17 protein-coding genes and 1 tRNA gene are annotated in these 16,665 nt (G+C 36.9%); 7 read left to right on the top strand and 11 right to left on the bottom strand.

The features are described from left to right. Window positions 1-91: 91 nt before the first annotated feature. On the bottom strand, window positions 92-1,567 hold the full coding sequence (locus RDN22_RS08765) for an MFS transporter (RefSeq protein ID WP_308557556.1): 1,476 nt from the start codon (window positions 1,565-1,567) through the stop codon (window positions 92-94). A gap of 304 nt (window positions 1,568-1,871) precedes the next feature. Here RDN22_RS08765 and pyrR point away from each other — a divergent pair, with 304 nt between their 5' ends. The 3 genes from pyrR (at window position 1,872) to RDN22_RS08780 (ending at window position 4,737) form a co-directional block, all read left to right on the top strand. After that, the gene (gene pyrR / locus RDN22_RS08770) at window positions 1,872-2,402 is read left to right on the top strand and encodes a bifunctional pyr operon transcriptional regulator/uracil phosphoribosyltransferase PyrR (RefSeq protein WP_308557558.1); all 531 of its coding nucleotides are present in this window, start codon (window positions 1,872-1,874) and stop codon (window positions 2,400-2,402) included. Window positions 2,403-2,412: 10 nt separating this feature from the next. Further along, entirely contained in the window at window positions 2,413-3,741 is a 1,329-nt protein-coding gene (locus tag RDN22_RS08775) for a solute carrier family 23 protein (protein ID WP_308557560.1), read from the top strand. Between the two features lie 141 nt (window positions 3,742-3,882). Continuing rightward, on the top strand, window positions 3,883-4,737 hold the full coding sequence (locus tag RDN22_RS08780) for a helix-turn-helix domain-containing protein (protein ID WP_308557562.1): 855 nt from the start codon (window positions 3,883-3,885) through the stop codon (window positions 4,735-4,737). A 52-nt stretch (window positions 4,738-4,789) separates the two neighbouring features. Here RDN22_RS08780 and RDN22_RS08785 read toward each other — a convergent pair whose 3' ends face one another. Then, on the bottom strand, window positions 4,790-5,890 hold the full coding sequence (locus RDN22_RS08785) for an SLAP domain-containing protein (RefSeq protein WP_308557564.1): 1,101 nt from the start codon (window positions 5,888-5,890) through the stop codon (window positions 4,790-4,792). Between the two features lie 322 nt (window positions 5,891-6,212). Next, on the bottom strand, window positions 6,213-7,022 hold the full coding sequence (locus tag RDN22_RS08790) for an XRE family transcriptional regulator (protein ID WP_308557566.1): 810 nt from the start codon (window positions 7,020-7,022) through the stop codon (window positions 6,213-6,215). A 214-nt stretch (window positions 7,023-7,236) separates the two neighbouring features. On the opposite strand from RDN22_RS08790, the gene RDN22_RS08795 reads away from it, so the two are divergent. The 3 genes from RDN22_RS08795 to RDN22_RS08805 are packed head-to-tail and all read left to right on the top strand — an operon-like array spanning window position 7,237 to window position 9,764. Next, complete coding sequence (locus tag RDN22_RS08795) at window positions 7,237-8,154, top strand: PTS sugar transporter subunit IIB (protein ID WP_308557568.1); 918 nt, start codon at window positions 7,237-7,239, stop codon at window positions 8,152-8,154. A 10-nt stretch (window positions 8,155-8,164) separates the two neighbouring features. After that, complete coding sequence (locus RDN22_RS08800; RefSeq protein ID WP_308557570.1) at window positions 8,165-8,974, top strand: PTS sugar transporter subunit IIC; 810 nt, start codon at window positions 8,165-8,167, stop codon at window positions 8,972-8,974. Continuing rightward, window positions 8,949-9,764: a PTS system mannose/fructose/sorbose family transporter subunit IID gene (locus RDN22_RS08805; protein WP_308557571.1), complete on the top strand. Its 816-nt coding sequence runs from the start codon at window positions 8,949-8,951 to the stop codon at window positions 9,762-9,764. Before RDN22_RS08800 ends, RDN22_RS08805 begins: the two co-directional genes overlap by 26 nt. An 82-nt stretch (window positions 9,765-9,846) precedes the next feature. Here the strand turns inward: RDN22_RS08805 and RDN22_RS08810 are convergent, their stop codons facing one another. From RDN22_RS08810 to RDN22_RS08835, 6 genes are all read right to left on the bottom strand, one after another. Continuing rightward, entirely contained in the window at window positions 9,847-10,125 is a 279-nt protein-coding gene (locus tag RDN22_RS08810) for a type II toxin-antitoxin system mRNA interferase toxin, RelE/StbE family (RefSeq protein ID WP_308557573.1), read from the bottom strand. Next, window positions 10,115-10,372: a type II toxin-antitoxin system RelB/DinJ family antitoxin gene (locus tag RDN22_RS08815; RefSeq protein WP_308557575.1), complete on the bottom strand. Its 258-nt coding sequence runs from the start codon at window positions 10,370-10,372 to the stop codon at window positions 10,115-10,117. Before RDN22_RS08815 ends, RDN22_RS08810 begins: the two co-directional genes overlap by 11 nt. Window positions 10,373-10,542: 170 nt before the next feature. Further along, window positions 10,543-11,016 carry a DUF3955 domain-containing protein gene (locus RDN22_RS08820; RefSeq protein WP_308557577.1) on the bottom strand — a complete coding sequence of 158 codons (474 nt, stop codon included), beginning with the start codon at window positions 11,014-11,016 and terminating at the stop codon, window positions 10,543-10,545. Window positions 11,017-11,106: 90 nt separating this feature from the next. Then, window positions 11,107-11,778 (bottom strand): hypothetical protein, encoded by a 672-nt coding sequence (locus RDN22_RS08825; protein WP_308557578.1) that lies wholly within the window; start codon window positions 11,776-11,778, stop codon window positions 11,107-11,109. 51 nt (window positions 11,779-11,829) lie between these two features. Continuing rightward, on the bottom strand, window positions 11,830-12,300 hold the full coding sequence (locus RDN22_RS08830; protein WP_308557580.1) for a GNAT family N-acetyltransferase: 471 nt from the start codon (window positions 12,298-12,300) through the stop codon (window positions 11,830-11,832). A 302-nt stretch (window positions 12,301-12,602) separates the two neighbouring features. Further along, on the bottom strand, window positions 12,603-14,375 hold the full coding sequence (locus RDN22_RS08835) for an oleate hydratase (protein ID WP_308557582.1): 1,773 nt from the start codon (window positions 14,373-14,375) through the stop codon (window positions 12,603-12,605). 104 nt (window positions 14,376-14,479) lie between these two features. Here RDN22_RS08835 and RDN22_RS08840 point away from each other — a divergent pair, with 104 nt between their 5' ends. Further along, window positions 14,480-14,992, top strand: coding sequence for a TetR/AcrR family transcriptional regulator (locus RDN22_RS08840; protein ID WP_308557584.1), 513 nt, complete (start codon window positions 14,480-14,482; stop codon window positions 14,990-14,992). Here RDN22_RS08840 and RDN22_RS08845 read toward each other — a convergent pair whose 3' ends face one another. Beyond that, window positions 14,993-16,459 carry an MFS transporter gene (locus tag RDN22_RS08845; protein WP_308557585.1) on the bottom strand — a complete coding sequence of 489 codons (1,467 nt, stop codon included), beginning with the start codon at window positions 16,457-16,459 and terminating at the stop codon, window positions 14,993-14,995. 74 nt (window positions 16,460-16,533) lie between these two features. Continuing rightward, window positions 16,534-16,606: transfer RNA gene (locus tag RDN22_RS08850), tRNA-Val, on the bottom strand. Window positions 16,607-16,665 lie beyond the last annotated feature (59 nt).

Genomic DNA, 16,665 nt, shown 5'->3' on the forward strand with positions numbered 1-16,665 from the left:
TACCCGTGATCCATATTTCAACAGACTAGATAAATGTCATGCCCGACACACAACAAAAAAATAAAAGCTTGAGCAATAATACTCAAGCTTTTTATTCTGCCGCTTTCTTGGCTTCTTTACGATTATAAATAAAGTTAACGATATATGCACAGATTATCAAAAATAAAAATAGTGATACAAACATGATCTCAGTAATTCCGGAGTGGAAGATCTTCCGCATTGTAGGAAGCATTGCGACTGGCAAACTCTTGGCCGATTCTGCATCACTTAATTTGTTCATCATCGTCATCGTAATGCCGCGATAGTTAGCAATTCCTCTAGCTAAAGCCAAGTTCATGATTACCCCGTAAATAGCAGCCATTACAGTTTGCGCTAAAATTCTAATCAAGAAACTAAGCGAAGTAGCAGGCGCCATATCTTTTTCACTGGCATCAATCTGCACTTTAATCTGCAAAATAACGAAAATTGAACCAACACCAAGACCTGACAATGACGCGATAATCATTAAAATCCAGTATGAAGTGTTCATTGGCACGATGATCAAGCCCACAACGGTGATCACAATCAAAGTAAAGTCAATGATCAATAAACGATAATTGCTAAAATGACGTAAGAAATATGGTGCACTTTGTGATCCCGCAATGTCCAAGATCGAGTTAGGAATCAAGGTCATCCCACCGATTAAAGCAGAAGTACCTAAAATTGCTTGAGACCACATAGGCAAATAAGTATTCACCGCAATATATGCACCCCAAGCTAAGGCAAACAAGACAAAGTCGCCAACTAGTGCTTTATTAAGAAAAACACTTAGTGGTACAACCGGACTTTCCGCCTTCTTTTCAACCATGATAAAGCTAATTAACAAAACGATGCCGATAATGACAAAGGCAGCAACCATCACGCCGCTAGCCAAGCCAAGCATCTGAATCCCGATCAAAAAGCAGGTTAAACCAGCAATTAAAGTGAAGGCACCTAGTTTGTCAAAATGTACTTTTTCTTTTGACTTGTGAACATCACGGTAATAGATGATACTCAAAAGAATTGAAATCAGCCCAAGTGGAACGTTAATATAAAATACCCAGTGCCATGACAAGGCATCAACAATCCAGCCACCAACTAATGGTCCAGCAATACATGCCGCACTAAAGCTGGCTGCAATGTAACTTAGGATAACCGTTCTTCTTTTAATATTAGGATAAATAAAGCCCACGATAACATAAGGCAATGATCCCATTCCTCCGGCACCAACACCCATTAATACGCGAGCAACCAAGAAGAAGTAAATATCAGGAGCAACACCTTCAAGCAGTGACCCCACAATAAAGAGCACAAGTGAAAGTTCAAAAGCAAATTTATTGCCCATTCTTTCACCTAATTTGCTCCAGATTGGTACTGAAACAGACATCCCCAGCAAAAAGCAGGCAACAATCCAGCCCATATATTGAATTCCATGCAAATCAGAAACGATCGCTGGAATTGCAGTATTAATAATGGTAGCGTCTAGTCCTGACATAATATTAGCTAGCAACAAGGACCAAGTTACCATCGAAATTTGCTTTTTATTCAATTCTCTCACCCTTTTACTTAAAAATATATCCAGATCTAGTATGCAAGATTTCTATCGTAATTGTCAAAGTGATCAACGACTTTATTTTTCGATCAAAACTATTAAAGTTCTTGACAATATTCATTTTTGCTAGTTTAATATAAGAAAAATAGTGATGACCTTTAAGATTAGTCCCGTGAGGCTAAGAAGGAAATCTGCGCGTACTAGTATTATTTTTTGTGTACTGGTAAATACAGAAAGACCATCTTGGACTCAGTGTCCTTAGTGGTCTTTTCTTTTTGGTCATCCCAGAAAGGAAAAACGTATGGCAAAAGAAATTGTTGATGCAATCAGTATGAAACGTGCTTTAATGCGAATGACTTATGAAATCATCGAACGCAACAAAGGTACTGAAAATTTAGTTTTAGTAGGAATCAAGACTCGTGGTCTTTACTTAGCTCAAAGAATCGCTAAGAACCTTAAGAATCTTGAAGATGTTGATATTCCTGTTGGTGCAATCGATGTCTCACAATACCGTGATGACCTTCCTGAAGCAGAAAAGGAAAAGATGATCCACAGCCAACAACTTGACTTTGATATTACTAATAAGAATGTCATTTTAGTTGATGATGTTTTGTTCACTGGTAGAACAATCAGAGCTGCTCTTGATGCAATCATGGATCAAGGCCGTCCAGCCAAAATCAACTTGGCTGTATTGATCGACCGTGGTCACCGTGAATTACCTGTTCGTCCTGACTTCATCGGTAAGAACATCCCTACAGCATTAAACGAAGAAGTTAAGGTATCAATGACTGAAGTCGATGACAAAGACGGTATTGATATCATCAACGACTAGGAGTATTTGAATGAGTGAAAAAGAAAAGTTTAGAAATCCGGACGCGATCTTAGACGTCTACGAAAAGCCTGAACTTGGTCAAGGCATCCTGCTTTCATTACAGCACATGTTTGCCATGTTCGGTTCTACCGTTTTGGTTCCTATCTTAATCGGAATCAACCCAAGTATCGCCCTTCTTTCATCAGGTATCGGTACTTTAGTGCACATGACTTTAACGCACTTTAAGATTCCAGCATACTTAGGTTCAAGTTTTGCCTTCGTTGCAACTATGCAAGCATTGATGAAGGCTGACGGTTATCCTGCAGTTGCTCAAGGTGCGATTGCATCAGGTCTTGTATATGTGATCGTTGCTTTGATCATCGGTAAAATTGGTTCTGGCTGGGTTAACAAAGTATTGCCACCAATTGTGGTTGGACCAATCATTATCGTTATCGGTTTGTCACTTGCAACTACTGCCGCAAATGACGCCATGATGCACAACCAAAAGTATGACTTAACTTACTTTGGTGTGGCCATCTTCACATTGGTAATGACTTTGATCTTCCAAATGTGCTTTAAAGGCTTCACTAGTTTGGTTTCAATCATGCTTGGAATCATCTGTGGTTATGTCCTTGCCTGCTTCTTGGGAATCGTCGATTTCTCAGGCGTTGAAAAAGCAGCTTGGTTCTCAATGCCAGCACTTGATGTTATGGGCATTAGCTACCACTTTAAATGGTACCCAGCAGCTATCTTAGCAATGGCTCCAATTGCCTTTGTTACCATGACTGAACACATGGGTCACATTATGGTGCTTAACTCACTTACTAAGCGTGACTTCTTCAAGAACCCTGGTCTTCACAGAACTATGATGGGTGACGGTCTTTCAACGATTATCGCCGGTTTCATCGGTGGTCCTCCTACCACTTCATACGGTGAAAACATTGGTGTTCTTGCAATGACTAAGGTTCACTCAGTTTGGGTACTTGCAGGAGCTGCGGTATGTGCAATCATCTTCAGTTTCGTAGGTAAGCTTGCTGCACTTATTGAATCAATTCCAATGCCAGTTATTGGTGGTATCTCATTCTTACTCTTTGGTACCATTGCTTCTAACGGTTTGAAAATCTTAGTTGATGACCACATCGACTTTGGCGAAAAGCGTAACATGTTGATTGCTTCAGTTATCTTGGTTATCGGTATCGGTGGTGCTTACCTTCAACTTGGCAGTTTCCAATTAACTTCAGTTGCTCTTTCAACAATCATTGGTATGATTTTGAACTGGGTATTGCCTAAGAAGGCTGCTAGTGAAAAAGCACTTGAAGAAAAGAACAAAGAAAAACAAGACGGTAAGATTTATCAATAATAAGCTATGATAAAGAAACCCCTACTGGAAAAAATCCAGCGGGGGTTTTGTTATTCCTACAGATAGGAATTTAAATCTATTTGTCCAAATAAAACACTATAATTATCAAGAATCTAAGTATTTGGGAGACTTATAAGCATTATGGACAATATCTATGGGAAAAAGTTCCGCGAACTAAGAAAACAGCAAAATGTCACGTTGCAAAAAGCTGCAGACGGTATCACTTCAAAATCTACTCTATCATTGTGGGAGAATGGCAAAGATAATTTATCGTTCAATCAAGTCCTCACTCTTCTTAAGAGAATTAATATTCAACCGATTGAATTTCTTGAAAATCCAATTTCTCCTCAATTATTAAAGATATCAAGAGAAATTGACACTGCTTATGTCGCTAGCGATATTTCAACGCTCCATAAATATGTAGTGGAAAAAGCTAAATTAGCCTCACATTTTCCTCAAGATCAAGAAATCTTCATTGAATACTGCTATGCCTGTACTTTCTATCAAGATTTAAGCCAAAAGAAGCCATTTACTGAATCAGATCAAAAAAGGTTAACCAATATCCTAAATAATATCTCAGATTGGAACTATAAAGAAATATTCTATTTTGGTAATACTTTAGGCTTGTTAAGTCCCCAAAATATTTACCGATTGTCTAACTCACTGATTATGTATTCCATCCATAATAATCTTCGCCATAAACGCTGGTATGATGAAGTACTTAGTGGACTATTAAATGCAATAGCTATCTTAATCAAACGCGATTATCATCTTGCAGAAGATCTACTACACAACTTTGAAAAAATGCCACTTTCAGATAGATTTGCCTTCGAAAAGATGCATATTAAGATATATTACGCGATGATCAAATATATCAAAACCAAAGATGATCAAGATATTAAAGCAATTATCTACACCACAAAAATACTAGATCTCCCGACTATCGAAGATGGCTTCACCACATTCTTTAATCAAATTAAACAAATTTATGGTTAAAAAATATCCCCTGCTAACTATAGCAGAGGATTATTTTTCTATGTGAGCCTAATTATTCGAAGTTCACTGCCTTTACGTAGCGCTTGTTGGTTGCAGTTGCGCCTTCGATTCTGTAATAGCGTTTGCCATTCTTGAACTTGTATGTTCCACCATAAGTGGTAATGGTTGTGCCCTTCTTAAGCAATGTGTAGCTTGAACGACGAGTGCTTGTTGCATAAATATAAGCATTACGAGTTAATGTACGCTTAGTGCCGTCGATGTTGCTTGCCTTTACGTAGTAATTAGTGTAAGTACCGTCAGCATTATAAATTTGGTAAAAAGTACCACTAGTGTAGTACTTACCACCATCAATGTGAATTGGGTCATTCTTTACGTAAACAGTACTGTATTGCGAAAACTTCTTGCTAGTCTTAGTTCCAGCAGCAGTATAACCCAATGCAGTGTGCATAATTGTCTTTTGGACTAAATCTGGCTTAGATTGTTCACTTGATGCTAAATACTTAGTTTGAATCCATAATACAGCATTAGTATTACCATTTGCGGCTACTTGTGACACAGTTGATACGCCGGTGAAGAATTCGCCACGTTCATATCTTACGTTGTTTCCAACGTAGTAATTTCTACCTTGATAAAAAGTATCAGTGTCACCTAACCCTTTAACGTAATCACTATTACCTGACAAATTAAGTTGGAATAAACCTTCTGGTTTTACAAATACTTGATAAGAAACTTTAGTCTCCTTACCATCCTTATCTACACCAGAAAGCTCTACAGTAAAGCTGCTACCAGCCTTTGAAGTATCAACATTATTGGAAATTACAGTAGTCTTGCCAGTGATCTTCACTGTGTTGCCATTTGTTAATGCGATATTAGTTGGATCAAAGCTCGAGTTAGCTGCAATTTGGAAAGTTTGATTATTGGGATTGATTTGTTCGCTCTTTCCATCGTGAGTGTATTGTGCAGCAAGTGCATCTGTTGCTTGAGTCTGGGTAGTAGCTGCATCAGTAGTGTTAGTTTGGCTTGGCGTTGTTTGAGTTTGATTATTATTACTTTGCGCATTATCTGCAGCTGAAACTGGCATCGTACTTGTTACAACTGGAGCTACTGCAAGTAAGGCTGCGGCAGCTAGACTAATCATTTTTGTCTTTTTCATGTTTTTACCTCATCTATTCTAAATACAAAGAAAGTTTCTAACCCCTTTATTTATATCGATTAGAAACTCGTTATCTTTATTCTACTTAATTGTATGTCCTTAACATATTGGAAAATTTGTTATTCCTAGTAATAGGAATTTAAATTTTCTATTAAAATAAAACACTATAATTACCAGTCTTTAGGCTTAACTAGGTGACTATGATATCTGGAATTTTCCAACCCTTTCTCTACACCACTTACATCATTAAGCATATATTTCTCTTATTTCAAATTAAATATTTTTTGCAAAAATAAAAAATGGTTTTCCAAATGGAAAATCATTATTTGACTGGTAGATATTTAACTATTTTTGGAACTATATTTTTTAGCGGATTAATAATTTCTTTTGCCTTATCCTCATCTTTATCAAAAAGTGCTTCATAATACAATGTCAGCATTTTGAATAATGTTAATTCTGGGACAGGCGGCAATTGCTTTAGAATTTTCACATACTTATCGGCTATTTTATATTCCTGATTTTGATACAGCACATGTAAATAATTAATGTATATACTAGCTATTCTTTTTTGAACATCTAGCGTTTCTTTATCAATATCAGCATATTCATGTAATAGTTCTGCCATGATCAAGTTTAATGAATCGATATTAATTATCCATATGGAATTACCAATCATTCTTAACATGTCTGGATCTTGTGTCCATTGCTTATTTTCCAAAAGATATTTAATAATTTTGCTACTTAGTTTAGTTTTAATGCCATTTATTTGATTAGTTAAACCAGCTACAGCTATTTCAGCTCTAATTTGTAATTCTTCTGCGTCATTATAAGTATCAATCTCAGCTTTTATTTCTTTCAATTTTTCTATATCTGGTTTATAAAAAGCCTTAACTAATTCATCAGATAATATATCAAGCTTATTATTCTTATCTTCGTCTACTTTATTTTTCAAGGCAGTAATACTGATTCTTCTTTGATCAAGCAATCTAAATAGATCAATTGCTTTAATCTCTTGATTACCACTTTCAATCTTAGAATAATGCGAAACTGAAATATAAGTTCCTTCAACCATCTGCCCTTGCGTAAGGTGCATATTCAATCTAATTTCTTTTAAAGCTTCACCTATTGTCATTACAATTCCTCTTTTAATTATTTCATCAAGTATTGTAAATATTTTTAAATTAATTACAAGTGCATCCCTATTCTACCAGCAATGTAATCATTTACATAAAAATGTACTATACCAATGAAATTTAAGTTCAACACATCACGCATAAAATGTACTTTTGTTAATTAGACCAATTAGTGTATAATGTCATTTGTTATGTACAAAAGGGAGTGGAAGAATGGCAAACTTTTTACTTGTCAGTCATGGCGAATACGCTAAGGCAACCAAAGCCAGCGTTGAAATGATTGCCGGTGAACAAAAGAATGTTAAGGCAATTGCTTTTAAACAAACCATGAACCAAGATGACTTACTTGAAGAAATAACCAAAGTCGCCGCTGAATTTGATGAAGCACCAACGATTCTCGTTGATATTGCAGGTGGAACGCCAGCTAACACAGCACAGCGCTACCAGCAAAAGCATCCAGAAGTCAGTGTTTACAGCGGTTTATCAATGCCTTTGCTTTTAGCAGTGGTGATGGGCACACCAATGGATGAAGCGATTAAGCAAACAATCGCTAACATGGCTCCTGTTGGTTTAACTAAGAAAAAAGCACCTAAAAAGGAAAAGCCAAAACTAGTTAAGGCAGCTGATGATAACAAGAACGTGACCTTAACACCGCACACAATGCAAAATGTGCGAATCGATGAGCGTTTAATCCACGGTCAAGTCGCAACCATGTGGACCAATGCATTAAAACTAACTCGAATCATGGTTGTTGGTGATGATATCGTAAAAAATGATGTCCTTAAAACCGGTCTTAAGACTGCTTGTCCTCACGGCGTTCACCTCAGCATTCTTACAGCTCATGGGGCAGCTCGCAGAATCAACTCAGGCAAATACGTTGGTCAAACAGTTTTACTCTTAGTTAAGAATCCAGCTGTCTTGCGTCAATTAGTCGACTTTGACGTTAAATTGCCTGAAATCAACGTCGGCAATATGTCTACTAAGCCTAATTCACGTCAAGTGGCTAAGAGTGTTGCTGTAACTGATAAAGATGTAAAAGACTTTAAATATTTAGATGAAAAGGGATGCCACATTTACCATCAAATGGTACCTAGTGAATCCAAAGAAGATTTCATGGAAATGATTAAGTAAGGAGTTAAAAATGACAATAGCGTGGTGGCAAATTTTACTATTAACTTGCCTAGCTTTTTGGGTAATTATCGATCAATTAACTGTATCGATTTTGAACAATCCTTTAGCCATCGGTATGGTTTCAGGAATTATTATGGGGAATATTACTACAGGTCTTGCCGTAGGTGCAACCCTACAATTGATGGTACTTGGAGTATCAACTTATGGTGGTGCTTCAATGCCCGACTTTATGACTGGTGCAATTGTTGGTACCGTTTATGCCGTTTTATCCGGTAAAGGAATCCAATTTGCGATTGCCTTAGCCGTACCAGTTGGCTTATTGATGGTTCAACTGGACGTGCTTGCAAGATTCGTCAACACCATTTTCCAACACAGAATGGACAGATTCATTAAAGAAAACAATCCAGATGCTGCTGCAAGAAACGCCCTCTGGGGAACCTTCTCATGGGGACTTTCTCGTGCCATTCCTGTCTTTATTCTTTTAATCGTAGGTAACGACGTCGTTCGTATGATCTTACGCGTCATCCCTACTTGGTTAACTAATGGACTTAAAGTTTCTGGTGGTATCTTACCTGTTGTTGGTATCGCCATCTTGCTTAGATACTTACCAACTAAGCGTTTTATTTCATATTTAGCAATCGGCTTCATCGCAGCTGCTTATGTGAAGATTCCAATGCTAGGTGTAGCTTTGCTTGGTGCAGCTCTTGCCTACATTCACTACCAACGTGAAGTTGAAAAGTTAGACGCTGAAAAATCAACTACTACAACTAATACAGAAAGTGAGGAATATGAAAATGACGAAGGCGAATACGAAAACTAATTCAGGTAAGTTAACCAAAAAAGATTTATTCAGAGCCAACTGGCGCTGGCTTTGGGCTAGTCAATTATCTTGGAACTACGAAAGAATGATGGCTCCAGGCTACTTCTATGCTGTGTTGCCATTTCTTAAGCGTTGGTACAAAGATGACGAACTAGTTGAAATGATGCAGATGCAATCACAGTTTTTTAACGTTAATGCTTATGACGGTAACTTCATTATTGGTGTGGACTTAGCCATTGAAGAAAGCCAAGGTATTAAGTCAAAAGATACTGTTGCTGGTATCAAGACTGGGTTAATGGGACCACTTGCCGGAATCGGTGACACAATCTTCGGTGCGATTATTCCAACAATCTGTGGTTCAATCGGTGCTTATATGGGCCTTAGAGGTAATCCACTTGGTTCAATCCTTTGGATCATCGTTGACTTAATCATTCTTTTCCTTCGTTTTTCATTCTTGCCAATGGGTTACTACCAAGGTACTAAATTAATCGATTCCGCATCTGGCAAGTTGAATGCCATCACTGACTCAGCAATTTTGCTCGGTGTAACGGTAGTTGGTGCCTTAATCCCTACCGTTATTACGGCGAAAGTCCCGTACGTTTTCCATACCGGTAAGATCACGCTGAAGATGCAATCGATCTTGAATCAGATCATGCCATCATTAGTTCCTGTACTCTTGGTTGCCTTAGTCTACTGGCTCCTTGGTAAAAAAGGCGTTACATCAACTAAGATGATTTGGTTCGTATTGATTCTTGGTATCGTCTTATCATATTTCCATATTTTAGGTTAAACAGTATCTTGGGAAAACTAAATTTTGACCTCGATATAAAAATACAGAAATTCATTCTGAGTGAATTTCTGTATTTTTTTAATTAATACTTTTTCCTTTTAAGTTCATCATGATTACCCGTATCAATTAGAATTAAAATCAAATCGCCTGTTTCTTTTTCAAAATCATATTCAAGCAACCAATCACCTAATATGTGTAATTCATAATAATTTGTTAATTTATGTGCATGATGCTCTTTTAATTTATTAAGATCATTTTTTACAATAGCAGTTACACATTCATCCAATAATTTTAGATTATAATGTTTTTTCTTATATTTTTTGATAGATCTTTTAAATGATGGAGTTGTTTTAATCTTCATCGGAATAAAGATCCTTTCTAAAATCATCTAATGAATCATATTCGTCTGCATATTCATGATTTTTAGCTTCATGAAGAGCTTGCTCTAATTCAGTTCTACCAACGCTGGGAGTAAAAGGGAGTTTACCATGTTGATTAACATAAATGTAAAACATTCTAGTAGCGGTGGTCATATCCATACCCATCTTTTTAAAGTTTTTCTTAGTTTCAGATTTTAATTTGTCGTCAATTCCAAGTGTAAGACTCATTTTTATCACCTCATAAGATCCATTATATTTAATGCTAATTTTAGTACATTATACGTATAATATACAGCAAAATGCTTTTGCTATATTTATCAAAGTATTGGTATAGCTTTTTCAATAATCCCTATACTTTCTACGTGATATTGTTGATGTCTTAACTTAACGACATTGTTTTATCTTCTATGTTTATTTTTCAAATAAGCTATTCCCCCGACAATAAGGACAACGATTCCTGCAAATAGAAAAACATAACCCGCCGGAATCAAATAAAAGTTTTCATGCAAGATACCCTGCTTATCAATATACTCTACTGAATTAGCCTTAATGAAGAAACATACAAAGCCTAGGATCATCAAAAATCCACCAACTAAAGCTGTAATCATGTTGTACTTAGCCTTGCGGTTTTCATCGGTATCTTTAATCAATTTTTCTGTCATCTTATTCATATCGCTATCTCCTAAAATTAACTGATCTAGTGAGATATGAAAGACTTGGCTAATCTCAATTAACATTTCTAAGTCTGGCAAATTGCGGTTGTTTTCCCAGTTGGACACTGCCTGTCTTGTAATGTGCAGCTTTTCTGCAAACTGAGTTTGCGACAACTGATTTTCTTTTCTTAGTTGCTTAATTTGATCACTGAATTCCATCTCTTTCACCTCACAAGTTAATTTTTACAGAATAAGATGATCCTAACAAGAAAGCACTGCTTGCATAACCGACAGCAGTGCTTTCCTTATTTATTTCTTAGTTTCAACCGCTAAATCAACGTTCTTAACTTGGCTCTTCTTAGACTTTTGGTTAACAATTACCAATTTGTAACTTCTCTTGGCCTTTGAAGTTTTACCCTTTGTAGCGCAGAAGATTGCATAATTGTTGCCGCGCTTGCCAACATAAGCAACCGGTTGATAAGTACCAGCCAACTTCTTAGTAGCCTTATTAAAAGCAGCCTTCACTTTAGCATTTTTGTTTAAAGAATAACTACCTTGGTTAAACTTCCAAGCATTCTTTTTGCTGCTAGTCTTAAACAAATTAGTAGTACCAGTGATCTTAGCATTGCCCTTCAAATCTTCATAAACGTTCAAGATGAAGTATTCGCTCTTAGCCTTTGACATAACAACTGAACCCTTGCAAAGGTAAGAATAGTTAGTTCCTGCTACAACCTGTGAACCAAGGTAAGCAATTGGCTTGTAAGAATAACCAACTAAGCCATCTAATGCCTTATCCCAAGCAGCCTTAGCTCGTTTATTCTTGTTTAAACTTAAACTGCCTTGGTTAACTTGCCAGCCGCCATCTAAAGTTTCACTTTTTTCTGTACTGGCATTTACCGTATTCACACTAACTGTGGCACTAGCTCCTAAAGTAATAACTGCTGCAGATGCAAAAATGATTTTCTTTAAACTTTTCTTCATAATATTCCTCATATAAGAAAACACTGCTCAACATAAGCAGTGCTTCTATTATTACTTTTCAACTTTAGCTTGATAAAAGCCAAAACTCATTTGACGTAAAGTCTTAACGAAACTATTTTTATCTAATCTCTCACCAGTTGTCAAAGCTTCAAATTCTCCATCTGGATCCTTCAGCTTCTGATCAGTTCTATGGAATCCATTTCTCTCATAGAACTTCAACCGACTAACACGTTGCTTATAATTTTTCGCCTTCTTAGTCACTGGTTCAATATCGATCACGATTTGCTTGTCTGGAAATTCATCTTCCAATACAGTCAAGATCTTTGAACCATATCCTTGTCCACGCAACTTTTCACTGACAGCTAAATAAGTCAGGTAGACGGTGTTTTCATTTTCGGCATAATAGGTAATGCCGCAGAATTGGCCGTGATCATAAATTGCGTGAAATCTTACATTACGGTGAAGTGACATTGCTAATAGTAAAAACATTGAAAATCTTTCCCATGCAGGAAATGCCTTCATGTATAACTTCTTAGCGTCACGATATGCTTTTGTGCCCCATCGGGCGGGCTTAGAGTCTAAAATAGTATCCTTCTTTTCTATTAAAAAAACTATGATATTACACCCATATAATAACAGAAAAACTGCCGTTTTGCGCGACAGTTGATCTATTTTTAAATATGCTTTAATTAGTTTCTCTTCTTACCAAATGCATTATTGGTTAACATGTATACAAAAACGCTGCTCCTTGACGGAGTAGCGTTTAAGTAGATTCATTTCAATAAAATAGCTCGTTTTTTCCTATTAAATAGTGCTTTATTAAATTACATTAACTTGTACTTCTTAAGCAAATCTTCTATGTAAGTACCTTGAACTTTCTTAAGCATCCCTTTAATTGCCAACTTCTCTGCAACAGGCAAATCAAGTTCTTCAAGCTTCTTTTGATCGTTCAAGTAGTACATTGCATTCATTAACATTCTGACATCGAATGCGGAAGCAAATACTTCTGGTACACCACGGTCGATATCAAGCAATGTGTAAACAGCTTCCATAGCAGTTCTTACTGAATATTCAGTAGTGAAGACTGTGTCTCTTGGAGTCTCAGCAAAGTTACCAATAAATGCTAAGTTCTTTGAGTGGTCTGGAACAACCTTTGGTCTGTCACCCAATGCTCTTGGCATGAAGTAACTAGTGATGTATGGCATATGTGCTGGGATGGTTGTAGCAGCTGCAGCCATTTCTGGGATTCTTTCTTCAGGAACACCCATGTGGTAAAGCCATTCTTCACACATCTCAATACCGTTACAATCAGGCATTGTCTTTTCAACATAGTTACCCTTGGTGTCTGAGAACAAACCATAAAGCCATACAATCAATTCATTAGGCTTTTGTGCCTTAAAGTGTGGTTGACGACTGATTGAGTAACCAAGAAGCCAGTTAGAATCTTTAATAGTAGTAGGACCACTAGTTACAATTGAACCACTGTGTGGATCCTTCTTGTTAACAGCTTCAATAAATGGAACAATGTCATCATTCTTGAAGGTAATTGTAGCAGACATTCTCCAGTTAGCCTTTGGAATATCCTTGCAGAAGACATCTGGGTGACCAAAGTCATCGTCTTGAGCTGCCAAGTTCTTCCATAATTGCCAGCTAGCACCTAATTCATGCTCTTCTGGAGCTGGGTGCAAGTTATCACCATAAGTTGTACTTTCGGTGATTGAACCGTTAGTTACAAATACAAGGTCGTTTTCTGTTAAATCAATACTCTTCTTTTCGCCATTTTCAGTTAAGATAATTTGTTTAGCAACCTTCTCACCAGCTGAACGGTTAACGAAGATGTTATCAACGATAGTGTTGTAATGGAATTGAACACCATGTTCAGTTAAGTATTTAACCAATGGTAAAATTAATGATTCATATTGGTTATACTTAGTAAAGCGAAGTGATGACAAGTTCTTAAGTGTAGCAACGTGTTGAACGAAACGCATCAAGTAGCGGCGCATTTCCATTGCACTTGCCCATGGTTCAAAGGCAAACATAGTTGACCAGTAAAGCCAGAAGTTTGATTCAAAGAATTCTTTATCAAAGACTTCATTAATCTTCTTGTCTTGCAAATCTCTTTCAGGGGTTAAGCAAAGATCAATAATTTCTTTAACAGCCTTTGGTGTAAGAAGTAATTGACCATCAGTTGGCAAAGCTTGACCGCGGTTAACAATTACACGAGTCTTAGCAAAGCTTGGGTCTTTTCTGTTTAAACGATAAAATTCGTCAAGAACAGATTCATCTTTATTTTCTGGAGATGGAATTGATCTGAATAAGTCCCACAAACATTCAAAGTGTGGTTCCATTTCACGACCACCACGAATGATGTAACTTTCCTTTTGCTTATTATAGATACCATCCATTGAGCCACCAGGCAAACCTAACTCTTCAAAGATATGAATTCTGTCGCCCTTCATATGGCCATCACGAATTAAAAATATTGCACTAGCAAGTGCTGCCAGACCTGAGCCAACAATATATGCAGACTTTTGGTCGACATCCTTAGGTTTACTTGCATTTACAAAAGCTTCATAATTACCATTACTATAATGCATAATTTACACTTCTTTCAAAATCGTTACACCTGCAACTATTTACAGTTATAATGATAGTGTAAGCGGTTACTAATGTCAAATAATAAATAAGGGATAATGATACTATGAATATGAAAAGCATACGCACACAGCAACAAATTGAAAAAGCATTATTTTTACTTCTAACAAAAAAGCCTTACGCGGAAATCTCTACTGCTGAGATTACACGTAAGGCTGAAGTCTCGCGGACTTCGTTTTATCGAAATTATGGAAATAAGGATGATGTGTTGTCGCAATTTCTTGCTAATCAATATCAAAAATTCATTGATGATCTTAGTAAGCATAAAATCCACACTTTAAAAGATCAATTAGCAATTTACCTAGAATTCTTTAAGAAAAATCCTCAATTAATGAAGTCATTGCTTTCTGCAGGACTTGAAGGAAGTTTGCTTAACTTTCAAACGCAACACTTGAATAAGCTTCTTAAAGTTTACCACCCAGATTTGCACTTAACTGATTATGCAATTTCATATCAATCTGGTGGCATTTATATGCTCTTAGTATGGTGGGTTAAGCAAAACTATCAAACTGACCTAGATATTTTGATTGATTATGCTCAAAAGCACATCATGCTATGATTATTGCAACTTTTTGCTCTTTTTACCAAAGTTGAAGTAGAAATTCAAAATTATGGCAATGACTAATAATATAGAAGAAATGAGCATAATTTCTTTAATTCCTGAGTGGAAAATGTTTCTCATGGTTGGCACCAAACTCTGTGGCAACAATTTAGCACTCTTTGCATCACTTAACTTGTTCATCATAGTCATGGTAATGCCGCTGTGAGTGCGAACACCGCTAGCTAAGTTCAAGTTCATGATTACACCGTATACGGCAGCCATAACTGTTTGTGCCAAGATTCTAATCAAATATGAAGTTGAAGTAGCAGTTGCCATGTTCTTAAGTCCGGCATCGATTTGCACCTTCAATTGAAGAGAAACAAAGATAAAACCTACCCCAATTCCGGAAAATGCACCAATAACGGTCAAAGCTTGAATTGGCGTATGAAGATCAGCAAAATATAAGCCAGCTGATGAAATAAGCATAGCGATGATGCCGATGAAGACTAGCTTAAATGTCGACATTCTTTCTTGAATAGCGGCCACACTTTGAGAAGAGATAATTTCTACAATTGAGTTAGGAATTAATGTCATCCCACCAAGAAGTGCAGATAAACCAAGCAAGGCTTGTGCCCACATTGGTAAATAAGTGTTCACTGCAATAAAGGCACCCCAAGTAAAGGCAAACAGTAAGAAATCACCGTCTAATTCTTTATTTTTAAATAGTGAAACCGGAATAATTGGGTTCTGTGCATGATTTTCACGAATAAAGAAGAAGACTACGAAGATCAAGCTGACAATGATTAAACTGATCACGATCCAATTTGCAGTTAAGCCTACAAGTTGAACACCCATCAAGAATAGTAACAATCCGATAACAAGCAATGTTGCACCAGAAATATCAAAGACTGGCGTTTGCTTAGGCGTAACTGGCTTGTAGTAAACAAGACAAATAATAATTGCGAGCAAACCAATTGGAATATTAATATAAAATACCCAGTGCCATGAGAAGGCATCGATTAGCCAACCACCGATTAATGGCCCTAAAATAGCGGCACCGTTCCAGCTGGCAGTCAAATATCCTAAGACCTTGGTTCTAGTCTTAATATTTTTGAATACATATCCTGCAATGATATAAGGTAAAGAACCCATACCACCGGCGCCGATACCCATGATAAATCTAGAACACAAGAAGAAGATAATGTTAGGCGCCATCCCTTGTAAGGCAGAACCTAAAACGAACAATACTAATGAAATTTCAAAAGCACGCTTGTTAGTAATCTTCTCTCCGACTTTCGTCCAGATTGGAATCGAAATAGACATCCCCAGCAAAAAGATGGCTACAATCCAGCCCATAAATTGAATCCCGTGAAGCGCAGCTACAATTGCTGGAATTGCCGTGTTAATGATGGTCCCATCAAGTCCGGACATCACATTCCCCAGCATCAAAGCTGCAGTTACCATCGTAATTTGTTTTTTATTCATTCAACCGTTTTCCCCTATTTCAATACACAAAAAGTCTGAGAAAATACTTCCCAGACTTTTTAAATAAAAAAATATGGAGGATACAGGGCTCGAACCTGTGACCTCCTGCTTGTAAGGCAGATGCTCTCCCAGCTGAGCTAATCCTCCATTTAGCACGGCGACTGCCTACCCTCGCAGGCAGTTTCCCACCAACTACTCTCGGCGTT

It is taken from the genome of uncultured Lactobacillus sp., assembly GCF_902491705.1.
Taxonomy (GTDB): domain Bacteria; phylum Bacillota; class Bacilli; order Lactobacillales; family Lactobacillaceae; genus Lactobacillus.